At 66.5% G+C, this 18274-nt stretch carries 13 protein-coding genes; 7 read left to right on the top strand and 6 right to left on the bottom strand.

All coding sequences use genetic code 11. The features are described 5' to 3' along the window. A complete protein-coding gene (gene pflA, locus QMK31_RS11985; RefSeq protein ID WP_283501177.1) occupies positions 1-792 on the top strand; it encodes a pyruvate formate-lyase-activating protein in 792 nt (263 codons plus the stop codon). A 77-nt stretch (positions 793-869) separates the two neighbouring features. Here pflA and QMK31_RS11980 read toward each other — a convergent pair whose 3' ends face one another. Both QMK31_RS11980 and QMK31_RS11975 read right to left on the bottom strand, forming a co-directional pair. Continuing rightward, positions 870-1718: a TIGR00645 family protein gene (locus tag QMK31_RS11980; RefSeq protein WP_283501176.1), complete on the bottom strand. Its 849-nt coding sequence runs from the start codon at positions 1716-1718 to the stop codon at positions 870-872. 51 nt (positions 1719-1769) lie between these two features. Continuing rightward, on the bottom strand, positions 1770-2516 hold the full coding sequence (locus QMK31_RS11975; protein ID WP_283501175.1) for an AfsR/SARP family transcriptional regulator: 747 nt from the start codon (positions 2514-2516) through the stop codon (positions 1770-1772). A gap of 266 nt (positions 2517-2782) precedes the next feature. Here QMK31_RS11975 and QMK31_RS11970 point away from each other — a divergent pair, with 266 nt between their 5' ends. Next, the gene (locus tag QMK31_RS11970) at positions 2783-3640 is read left to right on the top strand and encodes a caspase family protein (RefSeq protein ID WP_283501174.1); all 858 of its coding nucleotides are present in this window, start codon (positions 2783-2785) and stop codon (positions 3638-3640) included. Between the two features lie 132 nt (positions 3641-3772). On the opposite strand, the gene QMK31_RS11965 is transcribed toward QMK31_RS11970, so the two are convergent. Continuing rightward, complete coding sequence (locus tag QMK31_RS11965) at positions 3773-5554, bottom strand: gluzincin family metallopeptidase (RefSeq protein ID WP_283501173.1); 1782 nt, start codon at positions 5552-5554, stop codon at positions 3773-3775. Positions 5555-5768: 214 nt separating this feature from the next. Between QMK31_RS11965 and QMK31_RS11960 the strand changes: the two genes are divergently transcribed. Then, positions 5769-8072, top strand: a complete 2304-nt coding sequence (locus tag QMK31_RS11960; protein WP_283501172.1) for a caspase family protein — start codon at positions 5769-5771, stop codon at positions 8070-8072. 157 nt (positions 8073-8229) lie between these two features. Here QMK31_RS11960 and QMK31_RS11955 read toward each other — a convergent pair whose 3' ends face one another. Further along, positions 8230-8658, bottom strand: coding sequence for an HNH endonuclease signature motif containing protein (locus QMK31_RS11955; protein WP_283501171.1), 429 nt, complete (start codon positions 8656-8658; stop codon positions 8230-8232). 109 nt (positions 8659-8767) lie between these two features. Here QMK31_RS11955 and QMK31_RS11950 point away from each other — a divergent pair, with 109 nt between their 5' ends. Continuing rightward, positions 8768-10456 carry a flotillin family protein gene (locus QMK31_RS11950; RefSeq protein WP_283501170.1) on the top strand — a complete coding sequence of 563 codons (1689 nt, stop codon included), beginning with the start codon at positions 8768-8770 and terminating at the stop codon, positions 10454-10456. 506 nt (positions 10457-10962) lie between these two features. Here the strand turns inward: QMK31_RS11950 and QMK31_RS11945 are convergent. Then, the gene (locus tag QMK31_RS11945; RefSeq protein ID WP_283501169.1) at positions 10963-11604 is read right to left on the bottom strand and encodes a TetR/AcrR family transcriptional regulator; all 642 of its coding nucleotides are present in this window, start codon (positions 11602-11604) and stop codon (positions 10963-10965) included. Positions 11605-11683: 79 nt separating this feature from the next. Here QMK31_RS11945 and QMK31_RS11940 point away from each other — a divergent pair, with 79 nt between their 5' ends. Together QMK31_RS11940 and QMK31_RS11935 are read left to right on the top strand one after the other, a co-directional pair. Further along, positions 11684-12541, top strand: a complete 858-nt coding sequence (locus tag QMK31_RS11940; RefSeq protein WP_283501168.1) for a P-loop NTPase family protein — start codon at positions 11684-11686, stop codon at positions 12539-12541. A 3-nt stretch (positions 12542-12544) separates the two neighbouring features. Further along, entirely contained in the window at positions 12545-14704 is a 2160-nt protein-coding gene (locus QMK31_RS11935) for a YhgE/Pip domain-containing protein (protein WP_283501167.1), read from the top strand. 19 nt (positions 14705-14723) lie between these two features. Here QMK31_RS11935 and QMK31_RS11930 read toward each other — a convergent pair whose 3' ends face one another. Further along, positions 14724-15818 carry a carboxylate-amine ligase gene (locus QMK31_RS11930; protein WP_283501166.1) on the bottom strand — a complete coding sequence of 365 codons (1095 nt, stop codon included), beginning with the start codon at positions 15816-15818 and terminating at the stop codon, positions 14724-14726. Between the two features lie 184 nt (positions 15819-16002). Here QMK31_RS11930 and QMK31_RS11925 point away from each other — a divergent pair, with 184 nt between their 5' ends. Beyond that, positions 16003-18255 (top strand): transglycosylase domain-containing protein, encoded by a 2253-nt coding sequence (locus QMK31_RS11925; RefSeq protein WP_283501165.1) that lies wholly within the window; start codon positions 16003-16005, stop codon positions 18253-18255. Positions 18256-18274 lie beyond the last annotated feature (19 nt).

The following is an 18274-nucleotide window of genomic DNA, read 5'->3' as shown; positions in this document are numbered from 1 at the left end:
ATGGTCGCGGTACAGCTGGGCCGGTCCGATTTTCACCATGAGCAGGTTGAGGGGCATCGCACCGGCACGGTAGCGAGCGTGCACTCCTGGGAACTGGTCACCGCAGTCGACGGCCCTGGCACCCGGCTGACCTATTTTCTGTCCGGCTGCCTGCTGCGCTGCCAGTACTGCCATAATCCGGACACCTGGAAAATACGCGACGGTGCGCTCACGCCGATTGGAGACGTGCTCGCACGCATCCGTCGGTATCGGGGTGTGTTCGCGGCGACCGGCGGCGGCCTGACGCTCTCCGGCGGGGAGCCGCTGATGCAACCGGCGTTCGTGGCCCGAGTGTTCGCCGAATGCCGTCAACTCGGTGTGCACACGACGCTCGACACATCGGGGTATCTCGGCACGAGTGCTTCCAACGAGTTGCTCGATGACACCGACCTCGTGCTGCTCGACGTGAAGTCGGGGCTGCCCGACACCTACCGGGCGGTGACCGGGCGCGAATTGGCACCGACGATCGCCTTCGGCGACCGGCTGCACGCACGCGGCACGAATGTGTGGGTGCGGTTCGTGCTGGTTCCGGGGCTCACCGATGCGGTCGACAACGTCGACGCGGTCGCCGAGATCGTGGCCCGCTGGCCCAACGTCTCCCGGGTCGAGGTGCTGCCTTTCCACCAGATGGGCGAGGACAAATGGAACCGTCTGGCAATTTCCTACCCGCTGCACGGGGTGCAACCGCCGGATGCCGTGCTGCTCGAGCGGGTACGCGAGCAGTTTCGCGCCCATGGCCTGACAACGTTCTAGTCAGCATGAGCAGCGGGCCGGCGAGTCTGGAAGCATCCAGTCTGAACGAGCGGCGGCCGCAGGGCTGACCCGCGCAGTTAGTAGCGGGCGAGGAGCTCCGTCTTTTTGGCGAGGAATTCGGCATCCGTTACTACGCCGGCATCGCGCAGCTGGCCCAATTGGGTCAGGTGCAGGGCGACGCCGTTGGATGCCGCGGGTGCGAGTTCGCGACGGATGGGTGTAGCAGCGAGCGCTGCGATCGGCTGCGGGGTGATGGCCGGCGCCAGCGCCAGTGCGGTCGCTGGCGGTATGGCGTGGCCGGACTGCGACATGCGGTCGATCCAGGCCAGGGCGATCGCCGAGAGGATGAACACCATGTGAATGATGACCTGCCACAGCACGCCGTCCCAGGTATAAATGTTGCCGGTGATGGTCTCGGTGGGGTTCGAGTCCACCGGGGTACCACGCGCGGCGAGGTCGCCAACCTCGATAAATGTCTTGAGCAGGTGAATCGACGAAATACCGACGATGGCCATGGCGAGCTTGACCTTGAGCACGTTGGCGTTTACGTGACTGAGCCATTCCGGCTGGTCGGGGTGACCCTCCAAACGGATGCGCGAGACGAACGTCTCGTAGCCGCCGATGATGACCATGATCAGCAGATTCGCGATCATCACGACGTCGATCAGGCCGAGCACCGAGAGCATGATCGCGGCTTCTTCAACGTGGATGCCACCGTCGTCACCGGGCACGGTCAGCGAGGTCCAGACGTCACCGCCAAGGTTGATGAGCTCGACCATGAACACGATCACATAGATGATCTGCGCGATGATCAACCCGATATAGAGGGGCGCCTGCAGCCAACGGCTGAAGAAGATCATCAGGCCGACGCTGCGCACCCAGCGGGACTGGGGACGGAACGGGCGGGGAAGGTCGGTTTCAGTCACCGGTCGATCATAAGTGAGCCTCGGTTGAGAACCTCCTGTATGTGCGACGCTCTAGTTTTTTACGGAGCGCACCAGCAGGCGGGAATCACTCGTGGCGAACTCCAGACCGAGCAGCTCGGCAAAATGGGGCGACGGCGCAATGCCGAGTTCACGGCGCAGGAGGGCGCGATAGCTGCGATAGACCTGTACCGCCGACGCGTAGTTGTCTTCGGCCAGGTGGCAGCGCACCAGCAGGTGCTGGGCGCTTTCCCGCAACGGATCGACGACCGCGGCGGCACGCGCGGCGCCCAGGGCACGACCGAAGCTGCCGGTCGCTAGATAGGAGCGAGCCACGGTCTCGAGGGCGTCCACGCGTTGATTCAGCAAATGATCCTGCTGATCGATCACCCATTCCTCATACCAGCCAGGCAGCAGATTCGCCTCCTGCAGCAGATCGATGGATGCCGGTAATACCGATCGTGTGCCGGTCAGGGTGATCTCGGTGATCAGCTCACGCACCTTGCGCAGATCAACGCGCGCCGCAGCGTCAAGCTGCAGCGGATCGGTCGCGCTGAGCAACCGGGGCAGCTCGTGTGAAATGCGAAAGACGCTCGCCCGCAAATTACCCGCAGACTGACGCTCCGGGCTGTTCGGCCAGAGCAGAGCGGCGAGCACGTGCCGCGGCTGGGTGTGCAGCAGGGCGAGGGCGGCGAGCAGGCGCTGCTGGCGGGCACCGACCTCGACCGGCAGGCCGTCGAAACGCAGCTGCCAGTAACCCAGCACGCGAAGATCCCAGCCCGGTGTCGCCGAAAAACCCATGAGTGCTCGATCCGCGAAAGAGTACACAGCCGACCCGCACCGATGAAGCGGGCGCTGCTACCGCCCAGAATGGCCAGCCCGGGCGCGGTTGTCAATGCCGCTACCACCAAAATGGATGCTTCGGCTAGCGTGACAGGCCGTCCTTGAGACTCACCGCCCGCGCCGCGCCGCCCGAGCCTCCTGCACGCCGATAACTCATCAGTAACTCACCGGTAACGCCGACGAGGCTACCCTCAACGAGCACGTGCTCTCGAGATTGGACGGCCATGAGTCAATTCGCTCTCTGTGTGGGCATCAACCGGTTCGAAAACCTGCCGATGGCCAGCTGGCTGAACGGCTGCGTGAACGACGCCGCCGACGTCAGTGCCCTGCTCGGCACGGTCTTCGGTTTCGCCGACTCGAGCATCACCGTGCTTACCGACCAGGCCGCGACCAAGGACGCCGTTTTTGGGGCGATGACCGAGGCCCTCGACCGGGCGAACGTGCCGGGGGAACACCTCGACCACATCGTCTTCACCATGTCGAGCCATGGCACCCAGGTGCCCGACCTGAGCGGCGACGAGGCCGACCAGGTTGACGAAGCCTTCGCCACTTACGACCTGCGGCAAAACGGTGCCGTCTGGGACGCGAGCTCCCTCATCCTGGACGACGAGTTGCACGATCTGTTCACCCGGCTGCCGAAAGGAGTGCTGCTCGACGTGATCCTCGACACCTGCCACAGTGGCAGCGGGCTGCGCGCGATGGATCTGGTGCCCACGGTCGACGACCGCCGGCCCCGGTTCATTCCACCGCCGACACCGCTCGGCCGGGACGGCGCCGAAGCCGAGGGCGCCGACACCCGCACGCTGCGCGACCTGGTGCGTTCTTCGAAGGCAGCGGCTAAGCCGGTGTTGTTCGCCGCCTGCCGGGCCGACCAGACCGCCGCCGATGCGAACTTTGACGGCCGCTACAACGGCGCGTTCACGCATTTTCTGCTCGATGCGCTGCAGTCCGGGATCGCTCCCAGTCGGGCGGCGGTCATCAAGCAGGTCAACGCGAAGCTACGCGCGCGCAAGTTCGCCCAGCGGGCGCAATTGGAGGCATCCGCTCCCGGAAAATCGACCGCGTGGGGTACCGCCTTCTGACGTCTGTGTGGTGCGCCGCCTTCTGACGTCTCTGTGGGATACCGCTTTCTAGTGTGCGTGTGGTGCGCCGCCTTCTGGCGTCTCTGTGGGGTACCGCTTTCTGACGTGTGTGTGGTGCGCCGCCTTCTGGCGTCAGGGGTGAAACGTCGGCCGCTGATGCGCCGAGACCTCGGGCGGCGCTGCGGCGATCCGTCCGATCGCGCCAAACAATGGCGGTACGAGCGGAGGCACGGGGAGTGGGGCAGCCGGCGCGGTGACGGGCGGGGCAGTCGGGGGTGCGGCATCCGCCGGGCGCGTTGCCGACACGGCTGCAGCAAGTTTGGCCTGCTGCCGTTCCCGGTCGAGAACAGGTTTGAGGGCGGCGAAGCTGAGGCGTCCGCCCTCGTCGAAACGCAGCTGCCCGCCGCCGCGAATGAATACCGGTGCCCGCGTGGTGAGCCCGAAACGGCGTGCTTCGGCGGTGCTCAGCCGAAACTCCTGCGTGAAGGTGGCCCCGATCTCCGAGACCACGAAGCCGTCGGGGCCCACGCGCAGGGTCGGGCGCACCCGTGCGACGGCGATCGGCCGCGTCGGGTCGATTTTTGCCGCAGCGAGCAGGGTGGGGTTCTCCCAGAGAAACCGAACGATCTCCTCCGGATCGGAACTCAGGGCGGCGAGCCGAACCGGATACCGCAGGCCAGTGAAGGTGGATACGCCCGAGAGATCCGTGCGCGGAGGCAGTGCAATTCCGGCTTCGGCGAAGGCCGTCACCACGACGCCGCGGTAATCGAGGTCGTCATCGGGAACGACCGCCAGGTCGGCGGCGAGAATGCCCCGCAGCAGGTCTTCCCAGGTCACGTCGACCGGCGCCATGTAGCCGAGGCTGCGAATGAGCATGCTTAACACCTGCCGGCCAACGGATGCCCCGGCGCGGGCCACCTGGTACAGGCTCGAGCGGCCGCCGGGCAGGTCGAGACGTTGCAGCCACAGCCGGGCCACCACGCGCAGCAGTACCTGCACGATCGCCCCGCCGCGCCGGTGCGGGTCGCTCAGCGTGCGCCAGTTCGGGGCCAGATCATCGGCCAGGGACGGCCGGGCCGAGCCGCGGGTGAACAGGCCGTCACCCAGGCGGAACAGATCGCTGCGCAGCAGGCTCTCATCGAGGGTGTCGAGGTCGAGGCTGGCACCGCCGTTCTGGGTCAGCAACTGTTCGACCAGGGTCTGGGTTGAAAACACCGACAGCAGCGCCACCAGATCGGCGATGGCCTCGTGCAGGGCAAACTGGTCGATTTCTGCATGGGAATCGGCCCACTTCGGGCGGTAGCCATCGACAATCGCGTGCGTGACCTCGTGCGCCACGAGATCCCGAAACAGGGCCAGCGGCACGGCCTTCTCGGTGCGGCCGTCGCGTTTGTGCCCGAAGCGAATCAGACCATCGTCGCGATAATAACCAGACTCCCGGTAGGAGACCCGGTCGTAGGCGCTGATGGTGAGTCGGCCGCCGCCGACCCAGCCCATGCGCCGCCCCAGCGTCGATTCGAACAGCGCCAACGTGGAAGCCGCCACCGCGTACACCTGCTGCGCCAGAAACCGGCTGTCCTGCAGCAGCGCCGCGAGACTGTCCGGAGGCCTTTCGTCGACGACCATCCAGGGTGGGGTGGGGGAGCCGAGTTCGAGGCTGAACGGTTTCTCGCCGGGGCGACGCACGATCACGTCGAACCGGGCACTGCGCGGGCCCGGACCGATGCGCTCGACCGGAACGCGCAGGGTCGTCGTGAGCGGTTCGTCGTCGGGGCTGCGGGTGAACGGCCCCTCGGCGAGCACGGTCAGGCTGACCTGAAGACCGCTGTGCGCCGAATTACTCGATTCTGGGTCGGTACCAGCAGCCTCTGATCCAGCCGTCTCTGAACCAGTCTTCTCTGCACCATTTTTCATAGCGGCCCCGCAGCATCCGTTTGTGTCTGCAATATGCAACCGAACAGCGGGTCTGTCAAGGCGTCGCGGTGCAGTCGACGCGCAGTTGGCCTGCAGTAACGCCGCAGTAACGCTTCCGGGCCATAATCACCGTGCCGTCACAATACCGTGCCGTCACAAAACCGTGCCGATCTGTGCGGCGGCACCCTTGTTCGACCGTGAAAGGAACGGCGCTATGAACGAATCGAGCTCCGCCCAGTCGACCAGCGCCTCTCACCCGCTGGCCACGAAACGCCAACCATCGTTACCCAAGAGCGAACTCGATCAGCTACGACCGCACGTGGTCAACCTCAGCGGCGGCAAATTCTCATCGACCGGGGCGTTCGCGACGTCAAAGAAAGATGTCGACGCCATTTTTACCACGCACCTGCCGGCCTTCGTGGCCGAGCATGGCGGCGTTGTCCCGGTGGTCTTCTACGCCCACGGCGGGCTGGTCGACGAGCAATCCGGGTTGCGCATCGCAGCGACTCAGGTGGAATGGTGGAAGTCCAACGGCGTGTACCCGATTCACTTCGTCTGGGAGACCAGCCTCGCCGGTGCCATCACGAGCGCCGTCGGTGATTGGGCGCAGGGCCGCCGCGGCTGGCTCGACGAAGCGAAAGACCGGGTGCTCGAGCTGGCAGCCCGATTCGGGGAAGGTCAGGCCATCTGGGGGCAGATGAAGCGTTCGGCCGAGGCAGCATCGGCCGGAGACGGCGGCGCTCGCTACGTGGCCGAGGCGCTCGCCGCGTACTGCACGGCCCACCCCGGAACGATCAGCGTGCACGCGGTCGGGCACAGCGCCGGGTCGATCTTCCATTCCTTCTTCCTTCCGGCCGCGTTGAAAGCAGGGGTACCGGCCATTGAGACACTCAGTCTGCTCGCGCCCGCCGTGCGCACGGACGTCTTCGAGAAACAGATCGTGCCCCTGGTCGGCCACGGGGTGGAGTCGCTCGCCCTGTTCACCATGACCGAAAGGCTCGAACGCGACGATACCTGCCTGGGCGCCTACGGAAAATCCTTGCTCTACCTTGTGCGGGCCTCGTTTGAACCCGAGGAGTTCTCGCCCATTCTCGGTCTCGAGGAGTGTCTGCGGGCCGACCCCGTGCTCGCCAAACTGTTCGGTCTGTCGAGTGCGAGCGGGTCGCCCGGTGTCGGTGGGGCCGCCGACATCGTCTGGTCGAAGACGACGTCGGGCCCGTTGGCCAGCCGCAGTACCTCGACCAGTCACGGCGGTTTCGACAACGACATTCCCACCATGGACAGCGTCGCGCGCCGGGTCACCGGCAGCTCGCGCATCCAGTCCTTCCCGGTCAACCGCGACCTCGGCGATGAACTGTGGCCCGCCCCCGGGCCGGCCGCGCCCCGGCCGGCCGGCACCCACCACGCCCTCTGCGTGGGAATCAACGCCTACCCCGGTGGCGATGCCCTCTACGGCTGCGTAGCGGATGCCGAGGCCTGGGCCACTCAGTTCACCGCTGCAGGGTTCGCGGTGCGCACCCTGCTCGATGCTGAGGCAACTAGGCAGAACATCCTGCTCGGGTTGCTCGACCTGGTCGCGAGCAGCGTCGCCGGTGATGTGCTGGCCTTTCAGTACGCCGGCCATGGCACCTATGTCGACGACCTCGACGGCGACGAAGCCGAAGCGGGCAACGCCGAGAAGAAGTACGACGAGGCACTCTGCCCGATTGACTTTCGCGAGGGCAACCTGATCATTGACGACGATCTGGGCGAGATCTTCGACCAGCTGCCCGACGGCGTCAGCCTCACGGCTTTCTTCGATTCCTGCCACTCCGGCGACGGTCAACGCCGGTTGCAGCTGCAGCCGGCCGACATTGCCGACCTGAGTGCGGCATCCGCTCCCCACGGGCGTAGGGCACGGTTTATCATTCCCGATGAGCAGACCAGTATGAATTTTCGGGCCAAACGCGGCACGCCGGCCCGGGCCGGAAAGCGTGCATTGGCGCGGGAGGTGCTGTTCAGCGCCTGCAAGCCCACTGAGGTCGCCTACGAGACCGGTGGGCACGGCGATTTCACCGTGGCGGCGAGCTTGCTCGTGGTACCGAGCGCGAACCGGCTGACCAATGGGGAGTTCCTGGCTAAGGTGCGGGAGGCGTTCTCGAGCCAGCCGCGGCAGAACCCGGACTTCAACGGTCCGCGGGCGGCAAAGTCGCGCGTCTTTCTGGCGCCGCTGGCTGGTCTTGCTGATGCTGGTGGAGGTTCGCCGGCTGGTGGAGGTGCTCCGGCAGATGGCGGCATCGGAGCCGGGGCTGCTTCGGTGATCGGAATACCTGACGCGATCACGGCCCTGCTCGATGCGGTGGCGGGAGGTGGTGGCGGTGCGTCGGCCGGTGCTGCGTCGGCCGGTGCTGTTGGAGGCGTCGGCCCGCTGGCCGGCACCGGAAGCGGCGCTGCTGGTACACGCGAAGCTGATGCCGCGGCTCGCGCCCTCGCTGCCGCCGCGTTCCTGCGCGCGGCCGCCGACTTCATCGATGGGTAGCCGTCGACATCGCGGGCCCATCTGCGGGGCGTTCCCACGTGAGCGGTCGAGGGCCCTGGTTGGGGGCCTTGGTCGAGCGCTTCCAGACCGCTGCCGTCCCGCGCTGGTTGCCTGCGCATCCCGGGTGTGTCGTCGGCATCGCACGGTGGGCCGTGGTTTATTTGTTCCAGTTGGGGTGTTCGGTGGGGGTGGTGGCGCGGTTTTGGCGGGCGGGGCGCCAGGTTTGGGTGGGGTCGAGGAGGAGGGGGCCGCGGATCCAGGGTCGGCCGTTGCGCATGTCGATGTCCCAGCCGGAGGTGTTGATGCTGGTGTGGGCGGCGTTGCAGAGGAGGACGGCGTTGTCGATGTTGGTGGGGCCGCCTTGGTTCCAGGGGATGACGTGGTGGGCTTGGGTGTATTGGGGTGGCCTGGTGCAGCCGGGGATGATGCAGCCGGCGTCGTTGGGCGGCCAACCCGCCGCTCGGCGGCCCCGGGCACAGTTTCCGGCCTGGGCCTGGGCCAGGGCCCGAAACGAAAAACGTGGCTCGAGGAGATGTTCGGTGTTGGGCGCCCCAGTCGCGTCGCCCGACGCTCTGATTGTCGACATCTTTCGCATCCTGCGCTTCGGCCTGAGAGACTGGAGAAACAGCTCGCGCCGAGGTCGCCCGACCAAATCGCCGAAACGGTGTACGCGCCCTGCGCCTCGGAAGGACCCCATGCTCGATTTTCTCTTCAGCCCGATCCCCGGGATCATTTTCACGATCATCGTCGTTCTGCTCATCGGCCTGATTTACGCCAAGACGATCTATAAGAATGCCGGGCCGGACGAGGCCCTCATCATTACCGGCAAGAAGAGCCGCAAGACCATCGTCGATGGTGCCACGCTCGAGGAATCCGGGCAGCGCGTCGTGCACGGACAGGGCGTGTTCATCACCCCATTTTTTCAGAAGGCGTTCAAGATCAGCCTGCGCAGCCGGGCGATCGAGATCACCGCCGTCGCTCAGGACCGCAATGGCATCACTCTCTCTGTTGAGGCCGTCGCTATCGTCAAGGTCGGCGACGACCCGGCCGCGATTCGCGCTGCGGCCCAGCGTTTTCTCGGGCAGGACAAGAACATCGATGGCTTCGCGCAAGAGGTGCTGAGCGGATCGCTGCGTTCCTCGATCGGCGCAACCGACGTTATGACCGTCATTCAGAAGCGCGACGAGCTCGGCAGTTCGGTGCTCGCCACCGCGCGAGAATCCCTCGCCAACCAGGGCCTCGACGTCGACTCCTTCGAGATCAAGGGCATCACCGACGAGAACGACTACATTCGCGACATCGGGCGTGCCGAGCAGGCCAAGGTGCGTCGCCAGGCCGAGGTGGCCGAGCACGTTGCGAACCGTGAGTCGCAGGAAGCCCTGATCACCGCCGAGCAGGCCATAGCCGAAGCCCAGAACACGCTCGCGCTGCGTAAGGCCGCGCTGCAGCTTGACACCGACAAGGCCTCCGCCGAGGCGGCGGCCTCGAAGCCGCTTGCTGAGGCGAAGGCGCAGCAGGCGATCGTGCAAGAGCAAGAACTCACCGCCCAGCGTCGGGCCAGCCTGCGCAAGGCCGAGCTCGAGTCGGAGGTCAACGCCATCGCGGACGCCGACGCGTACCGCATCCGAGTGACGGCGATCGCTGCCGCCGAGGCATCCGTTGCCAAGGCCACCGCCGATCGCGACAGCCGCGTTGCCAACGCCGATGCCACCCGCGCCGAGGGTCAGGCCGAGGCCGACGCCATCCTCGCCCGCGGTACCGCCGAGGCCACGGCCACACGTCTCTCTGCCGAGGCCGTCGCACAGCAGTCTGAGGCTCTCATCCAGCTGCGCCTGGTTGAAATGCTCCCGCAGATCGCGCACGAGCTCGCCGCGCCCATGAGCAACATCGATCAGCTCACCGTCATTTCAACGGATGGCGCCAGCCAACTCTCCAAGAACGTCGCGTCGGGCTTCAGCGAGGTCGACGCCGTGCTGGGCTCCACGATGGGAATCGGCATCAAGGATCTGCTCGGCGGGCTGCTCGGCGGAACGGCCGGAGCCGCCCTGCGGAACGCCGCGCCCGCCCACGCCGGCGCATCCGCTACGCCCGCTACTACTTCGTCGCGTTCGACCGGGACCGGCGCCGCGTCGCCCTCGGTAGCAAGCTCGCCATCAGTAGCAGCGCCATCAGTAGCAGTGCCTTCAGCGGCAGCGTCGTCAACCTCGGTTGGTACCTCGGCGGCGACCGCCGCCGCAGCTGCACGGTCAGCAGCGGAAGCATCCGTTTCTGATTCGATCAACGGCGTCGACTTCGACGCCGTTGCCGACGAAGCGGCCGCCGCGATCGCTCGGGCGGCCGCGGCACGACTGCCGAAGAAGGCCGGAGACCGTCTGCTGCCGTAGCAGTGTAGCCCCGCGGCCCGGTTTCGAGTGTGGGCCGCGGGTAGTGCGGCCCGCTCAGCAGCCGGGGCCGCGCGGGTTGGCGTTGCCGTCTTCGGCGACGAAAAGCACCGTGAATTCCTTTGCCGCGACGACGGTGAACGGCGCAGACGGCACGGAGACGGTTCCTTCGACGGGGCGCCAGCCCTGCTCGCCGAAGGTGTAGTCGGCGTGGTAATCGACGGTGACACTGACCGATTAGGTGCCTCTGGCGGCGTATTAGTGGCCGCTGGCGCGGGAACGCGAACACCGGGGGAGACTCGGTCGGGACACCGGTCGCAGACGCGCCCGACGATGCTCTGGCAGACGGGGCGGACGGGCCTGGGGTGGCCAGGCCTCCGCTAAGGAGGGCGACGGTAAGGGGCGCTTGCAGCCCAGCCCAGCCCGGCCCAGCCCGGCCCAGCCCAGCCCAGCCCAGCCCGGCCCAGCCCAACACTGTGCAGCGGGCGGCGACCCGACGGGGGTAAGGATCACCGCAGCGTGCCCACCAGCAGGGCCTCGATCATGCGGGACTGCACCTCGTTCGTGAAGTAGAGCGGGTCGAGGATTCCCTCGAGCGCCATGATGTTGGTCGCTGACATGATCAGGGGCGCGAGTACGTCCACCCGGTGGGCGGCCGGGTCGATGCCGAATCGGTCGGCGCGTTCCAAAATAACCGCGCCGAGAGCGAGGCGCACGCTCTGCCGGCTCTGGCGATAGAGGTCAGCGGCCTGGGGATCACGCGCGGCGTGAACGGCCAGTTCCATGAGCAGCAGGTGCCAGGGTCCGTCCTCGATCAGCGTCTCGGCCAGGCGGCGGGCGATGCGGGCGAGGGCGGCGTCGTCGAGTCGAACTTCGTCGCCGAGAATGGTCGCGAACCGCCCGCCGAGCAGGGTGGCCAGCCGCTCGTTCAGGATCGATCCGAACAGGGCTTGCTTCGACCCAAAGTTGGAGTAGACCGCTCCCTTGGTATAGCCGGCCCGCGTCGCGACGTCGTCGAGCTTGGTACCGAGGTAGCCCGATTCAAAGAACTGCTCGGTCGCCGCGCGCAGAATATCGGCCCGCACGTCGGTGCGGAGCGGCCGTTTGCGCGGCAGGGGTGCAATGGAGGGTAATGCTGGCGTCTCGACCATGATTTTCTCCGGATTGCAATTGACAAGTGAATACTTTGGGTATTGGATACTCTCGGTACTGAAATACTACGGTGGCCTCGTGCCCCGCACAACCCGACGCTGGATGGAACTGTGTATGACCCTCGACTCCGCTTGCGAACCCGGCGACCTCGCCATCCAGGCGCGCAACTTCAGCGTCAGGAATCGCCGCCAGACCGTGATCGGCGCCGTCACCCTCGACGTGCCGGTCGGCGCGCTCTTCGTGGTCGCTGGCCGGTTCGCCTCGGGCAAGACCGCTCTCCTGCTGGCACTGGCCGGCCGCCTGCGCGGGTTCGCCGGAACGGCGACCGTGTTCGGGCATCCGCTTCACGGTGGCGGCGGGCAAGTGCGCCACCTGTCCGCCCTCGCTGAAACTCCGATCGTGAACCGTCTCGACGACGACCTCACGGTCGAACGCCAGCTCGCCGCCGCCCTCGTGCTGCGCCAGCCGTGGTACAAACCGCTGGTCAGTCGAAAAGCCGTGGCACTCTGCCTCATTCGGGTGAATGCGCTGGTGCGCCAGGTCGATGCGCGCGCCGGCGAAATTCTCGAGAAAAGTGCAGCCGGCCTGCCACGACTGACCGGCACCGACCGCATCGTTGACCTGCAACCGCTCGATCGGGCCATTCTCGGCGTGGTCGTGGCTCTCATCGGCCGGCCCCGACTGCTGATCGTCGACGACGTCGACACCCTGCGCGACACGGCTGACCGCACCCGCGCCTGGGCTGCACTGCTCACCCTGCGCACGGCCGGCTGGCACGATCTCACGATCGCCGCGAGCGGGCAGGATCCGAGAGAGCTGCTGGAGATCCTCGACCGAGTCGACGACGACTCGCAACCAGTGCCGACTCGCCCGGTCTGCCTCCTCGACCTCGATTCCGCCGAACCAACCCTGACCACTCTCCCTCGGAAGGCCTGAATCGTGGCCCAACGCCCGCGCCTGTTCACACCGCGCCTGTTCTCCCTGCCCGGTATCGAGCTGTCCCGATTTCGGTCGTCCCTCTTGGCCATCGTCGCGCTAATCATGATCGCCGCCGTTCCGGCCATCTACGGCGGCGTCTACCTGTCGGCCAACTGGAACACGAGCGGCAATATCAGCAACCTCCACGCTGTCATCGTCAACAACGATCTGGCCGCGAGCGTGACCGGCACCGACGGAACCGCGCAGACCATCGATGCCGGCGCAGCTCTCGTCGACTCCCTCGTGGGCAGCGACAGCGCCGGATTCACGTGGAGCAGTACCACCAACGAAGCGGATGCCCGCCGCTCGCTCGCCGACAACACAAACTTCGCCGTGCTCGTCGTTCCCGCGGACTTCTCGAGCACCCTGGCTACGACGTCCACGAATCCCGGCGCCACTACCCCCGCCACTACCCCCGCCACTACCCCCGCCACCACCTCCGGCGACGCGACCGGCACCGCGGCATCCGTTTTCGCGCCGGAACAGGCTCGACTCCACGTTTACACCGACGACGCCTCGAACTTCATCGTCGGCCAGGTCACCCAATCGGTCACGGCAGCGATCAGGGCCGAGTTGTCGAGCTCGATCTCGGAGACCTACCTCGACCACGTCTACGTCGGCTTCACCAGCCTGCACGACGACCTCGCGCTGGCCGCTCGTGGCGCCGTCACCCTCCGTAACGGCGCCACGAGCGCGAGCGACGGGTCGGAGCAACTCGTCATCGGACTCGGCACCCTCGCAAGTGGAGCCGCCACCCTCGCGGACGGCGTCTCCCAAGTGGATGCCGGCAGCCACACCCTCGCCACCGGCGCGAGCTCCCTGGCCACCGGTTCGGCGTCCGTGGCGAGCGGCGCCGCGCAGGTCACCAGCGGTGCGTCTTCCCTCGCAACGGGAGCCGCCACCCTCGACGCGAGTGTGACAACGCTGCCGACGGCGACCGCCCAGCTCGCGGCGGGAACCCGCACCGTCTCCACGACCCTGGCCACGATCGCAGCCCTGACCGTTGCGCACCCGGACTGGACCCTGACGCAACTGAACGCCGCCCTCGCCACCGGCGGCGGATCGATCGCGGCCCTCGCCGACGGCGCAGAAACAGTGGCGACCGGGGCAGCCACGCTCCACGAGAGTGCGACGCCGCTCGTTGCGGGCATTGGCACCCTCGACGACGGCGCCGCGACCCTCGCCGCCGGAGCAGCGAGCGTCTCTACCGGAGCCCAATCCGTCTCTACGGGTGCTGCGACACTCGCGACCGGCGCCGCCACGCTCGCGACCGGTGCCGACAGCACGGCCGCCGGCGCGAGCACCCTGGCCGCGGGTGCCACGACGGCCAACGCCGGCGCAAGCACCCTCGCCGACGGTCTCGGGCAACTCCAGGTTGGCGCCGACACACTGAGCACCTCGCTCGAATCGGGCGTCGATCAGGTGCCGAGCTATACCGCCGATCAGGCGAGCGCCCTCGCGGCGGTCGCCTCTGCGCCCGTAGCCGCCGAACTCGTTCGGGAGAACGCCGTCGGGTTCTACGGGGAAGGCCTCGCCGCGTACTTCATACCGCTCGCGCTTTGGGTTGGCGGAATCGGCATGTACTTTCTGTTCCGTCCGCTGTCGCCGCAGGCCGTCGCATCCACTGCCCGACCGATACGCGTTGCCCTGACGGGCCTCGCTCCCGGGCTCTTGTTCGGCCTGTTGCAGGCCGGGCTGCTGCTCGCGGTGCTGCACTTTCTGGTGGGGCTCGAAGCGACCAATTTGGCCGCCCTCGCCGCCTTTACGGTCATCGTGGCACTCGTCTTCACCACCATCCACCACGGTCTGATCGCGCTGCTCGGCGGCCGCGGACGACTGGTGGCCCTGCTGCTGCTCATTCTGCAACTGGCTTCGGCCGGCGGCACATATCCGGTTCAGACCTCGCCAGGCTTCTTTCAGTGGATCAGCCCGGGCCTGCCGATGACCTACGCGGTCGACGGGGTGCGGCGGCTCATCGCCGAGGGGTGGTCGAGTGCCATTCTGGTCGACATCGTGGCCCTGCTGGCCTTTGGCATCGGAGCGTTCACCGTTTCGGTCTTCGCCAGTCGTTCCATGAAGATCTGGTCTATCGCGAAACTGCACCCGATGCTGAAAATCTAGGGCCGAAAACTGACGGCGCTCAGTCGTGCGCGGTCAGCGCCCGCCCGAGCAGGGCGGCGAGAGCCGGCGGCCCGCCGGCACGCATCGCGGCACGCTGGCGCTCGGCCCCGGTACCGAGTCGCCCTAACCGGGCCAGTAACGCCTCGATCCGATCGCGGTTGCCGACCTCGTCGATGGCATCGCCGGCGTAACGCAGCAGCGCCGCCGTCACAGCGGATGCGTTCTCCAGCCTTCCCGACACCGGGTTCAGAAGCGTGGACTCCATACCCTCGCGGGCGGCGTGCCACAGCCCCGCGTCGAGCAGTTCCGGCGCGATATCGATGGGGGCGACATTCGCTTCTCCGTCACGCAGCGCGGTCGTGACGATCGCCCGGGTCAGGGCGGCGAGCAGGAGCGTCGATGGCGCATCGAGTTGGGCGTCGCAGACCCGAATCTCCACGGTCGGATGTTCCTCGGCGAGGCGCGCATTCCACCAGATCGTGCGCAGGTCGTAGGTACCGCCCACGCCGACCAGGCGGCGGATTCGGCGATCGTAATCGGCGGCATCCGCGAAGATCGGCGGGCAGCCGATCGTCGACCAGCGCCGCATGTGCACGCTTCGCCAACTGGAAAACCCGGTGTCGGCGCCGTGCCAGAACGGGGAATTCACGGCCAGCGCGAGCAGTGTCGGCAGCCAGACCCGCACCCGGTTGAGCGCCTGCACCCCGGCTTCGCGGCTGGGAATACCGACGTGCACGTGCAGCCCGTTGATGAGGTGGTCGGGCACCAACCCCCGAAACTCGGTTTCGACGGTGTGATAGCGCTCCACATTGGTCACCTCAGGCCAGCCCTCGGTCTGGAATGGCGCGCCGACGCCGGCGGCGAGCACTCCACGGCTGAGGGCGGCACGGGCCAGCCGCGACCGAAAAGCGAGCAGATCAGCGGATGCCTGTTCGAACCGGTCGAAGACCGGCGTTGACCGCTCGATCTGCGAGGCCAGAAACTCGTGGCTGACAAAGCGTGACACGGGGGAGCGGCCAAGGAGCTCGGCGTGCACATCGTCGCCCACGTTCGCCGGCTGCAGGGTCGAGGGCTTCAGAAAGATGAATTCCTCTTCGATGCCGAATGTTCGCATTCACCACCTCCAGCGCTTTCACCGGATACTACTTCAGAAACCGGTATCAAGCCGATACATGCTCAGCTCGGCCAGCCGACCCCATCGGCATCCGCATGTGACTAACATGACATTCAATTGCGAACCTTGTGCAGGCGCGGGCACTCGCACGGGATGGACTCAGCTGGGGGTAAGTGTGGTACAGGTGACCGAGGTTCCAACCGGCGCGGCCCAGTCGTGGCGGCGCACATTTCATGGAGCCCTGGGCGGCCTCCTCGGCTTCGTTGCCATGAGCGCGGCGGCCGGCATCCTGGTGGCCGTGTCGGTGACCCCGGTGGTGGCGCTCTCGGGTCTGGCTGCCACGAACACCATCTCGGTGTTCGAGAACCTGCCGGGCTACGTCAATATCGAAGCGCTGTCGCAGAAGAGCGACATCTTTGCCACCCGCAGTGACGGAACCGCCGAACTGCTCGCCTCGTTCTACGATCAAAACCGCATCGAGGTGGGCTGGGACGCGATCAGCCTGTTCGCCAAGGATGCCGCGGTGTCGGGGGAAGACCCTCGATTCTATGAGCACGGTGGGGTTGATCTGCAGGGCACCCTGCGAGCCACAGCCACGACAGTGGCCGGGGGTAACACCCAGGGCGGGTCATCCATTACGCAGCAATACGTGAAGAACGTGCTCGTGCAGAAGTGCGAGCTGCTCACCGACCAGCGTGCGCACGATGCCTGTTACACCGCGGCGACGAAAACCACGCCGGACCGCAAACTCAAAGAAATGCGGCTCGCCATCGGGGTCGAGAAGAAGTACAGCAAACACGACATTCTGCAGCAATACTTCAATATCACCGGCTTCGGCGGCACCGTCTACGGCATCGAGGCCGCCGCCAACTATTATTTCAACACCACCGCGGCCAACCTCACCTTGCCTCAGGCCGCGAGCCTCGTGGCGATCGTGAACAACCCGGTCAAGTTCCAGCTCGACAAGCCCGCGAGCGAGACCAACGGGGCAGCCAACGGCTACGCCGCCAACAAGCAGCGCCGCGACTACATTCTGCGCGAGATGCTGCGCTACCAAAAGATCACTCAGGCTGACTACGACGCCGCGGTTGTCGCTTTGGTTGAACCGGTCATCACCGAACCGAGCACGGGCTGCCAGACCGCGATGGCCAACGCGTTCTTCTGCGATTACGTGACCAAGATTCTGCAGACCGATCCCACCTTCGGCGCCGACGCCGCCACCCGCATGCTCAACTTTCGGCGCGGCGGCTACGACGTGTACACAACCCTCGACCTCGACGTGCAGAACGCGGCGGTGACCACCATGAACCAACAGGTGCCCAAGGTCTACGCCGGCGGTGACGTGGGTGCGGTCATCACGAGCGTGCAGGTCGGCACCGGCCGGGTGCTCGCCATGACCCAGAACAAGGATTACAGCCAGGACCCGACCGTACAGGCGACCGGGGCCAACTACACCGGCATCAACTACGCCACCGACTATGCCGAGGGCGGGTCGAGCGGGTTTCAGCCCGGCTCGACCTACAAGATCTTTACCCTGGCCGAGTGGCTCAAGGAGGGCCATTCGCTCAACGAGCGCGTCGACTCGAGGCGCAAAGCCAATTGGGGTACTTTTCAGGACAGCTGCCTCGGCCCGCAGAACTACAACAGCCAGAATTGGAATCCGCGCAATGACGCGAACGAATCCGGCGCCAATTACAGTGCCCTGCAGTCGACCGTCGGCTCGATCAACACGGGCTTTATCGGCATGGCGAAGAAGCTTGACCTGTGCGGCATCCGCAAGACGGCCGAAGCGTTCGGGGTGCACCGGGCAAACGGCGAGCCGCTCTCTCAGACGGCGGCATCCGTTATCGGTACCAACGAGATCGCCCCGCTCACCATGGCCGTTGCCTTCGCTGGCATCGCGAACAAGGGGGTGACCTGTTCGCCGATCGCCATTGATCGCATCGTCGGCCCGGGTGGGGTCGAGATTGCGGTGCCGCCGTCGACCTGCACGCAATCGGTCGATTCCACGGTGGCGGCGGGCATGGCCTACGCCATGCACCGGGTCATGACGGGGGGCACCGGACAGCAGTCGAACGCGAAGACGAGACCGTCGGTTCCGATGATCGGCAAGACCGGAACCACGGACGGCGCCAAGGACACCTGGATGAGCGGTGCGAGTACCAAGGTGGCCACGGTAGTCGCCGTAGTGAGCCTGACCGGCACGCTCAGCCAGCGGCGGCAGTACTTTGGGCGGGACCAAATCGCGACGGCGCGGCACCGCATGTGGCCGGTCGTGATGTCGGTGGTCAATGCTAAGTACGGCGGTGACGCCTTCGAGGAACTCGCTCCCAAGTACATTCCGCCGCCCGTGGTTGTTCCGCCGCCCGCCCCGCCGACTGCTCCGCCGGTCGCGCCCGCGCCGCCCGACGCGGCTCCGGCCCCGCCCGGCCAGTAGCGCCGCAGCAGCCGGGTAG

This window comes from Cryobacterium sp. PH31-O1, assembly GCF_030063455.1.
GTDB lineage: Bacteria > Actinomycetota > Actinomycetes > Actinomycetales > Microbacteriaceae > Cryobacterium.
Note: the sequence above shows the minus strand (reverse complement) of the source record. Positions and strands in the feature narration are given on the sequence as shown.

Coding starts and splice junctions, on each gene's coding strand:
- pflA (WP_283501177.1), top strand. CDS start 1: ATGGTCGCGGTACAGCTGGGCCGGTCCGATTTTCACCATGAGCAGGTT.
- QMK31_RS11950 (WP_283501170.1), top strand. CDS start 8,768: ATGCTCGATTTTCTCTTCAGCCCGATCCCCGGGATCATTTTCACGATC.
- QMK31_RS11975 (WP_283501175.1), bottom strand. CDS start 2,516: ATGGGTTTTTCGGCGACACCGGGCTGGGATCTTCGCGTGCTGGGTTAC.
- QMK31_RS11965 (WP_283501173.1), bottom strand. CDS start 5,554: ATGAAAAATGGTGCAGAGAAGACTGGTTCAGAGACGGCTGGATCAGAG.
- QMK31_RS11955 (WP_283501171.1), bottom strand. CDS start 8,658: ATGTCGACAATCAGAGCGTCGGGCGACGCGACTGGGGCGCCCAACACC.
- QMK31_RS11945 (WP_283501169.1), bottom strand. CDS start 11,604: ATGGTCGAGACGCCAGCATTACCCTCCATTGCACCCCTGCCGCGCAAA.
- QMK31_RS11930 (WP_283501166.1), bottom strand. CDS start 15,818: ATGCGAACATTCGGCATCGAAGAGGAATTCATCTTTCTGAAGCCCTCG.
- QMK31_RS11960 (WP_283501172.1), top strand. CDS start 5,769: ATGAACGAATCGAGCTCCGCCCAGTCGACCAGCGCCTCTCACCCGCTG.
- QMK31_RS11970 (WP_283501174.1), top strand. CDS start 2,783: ATGAGTCAATTCGCTCTCTGTGTGGGCATCAACCGGTTCGAAAACCTG.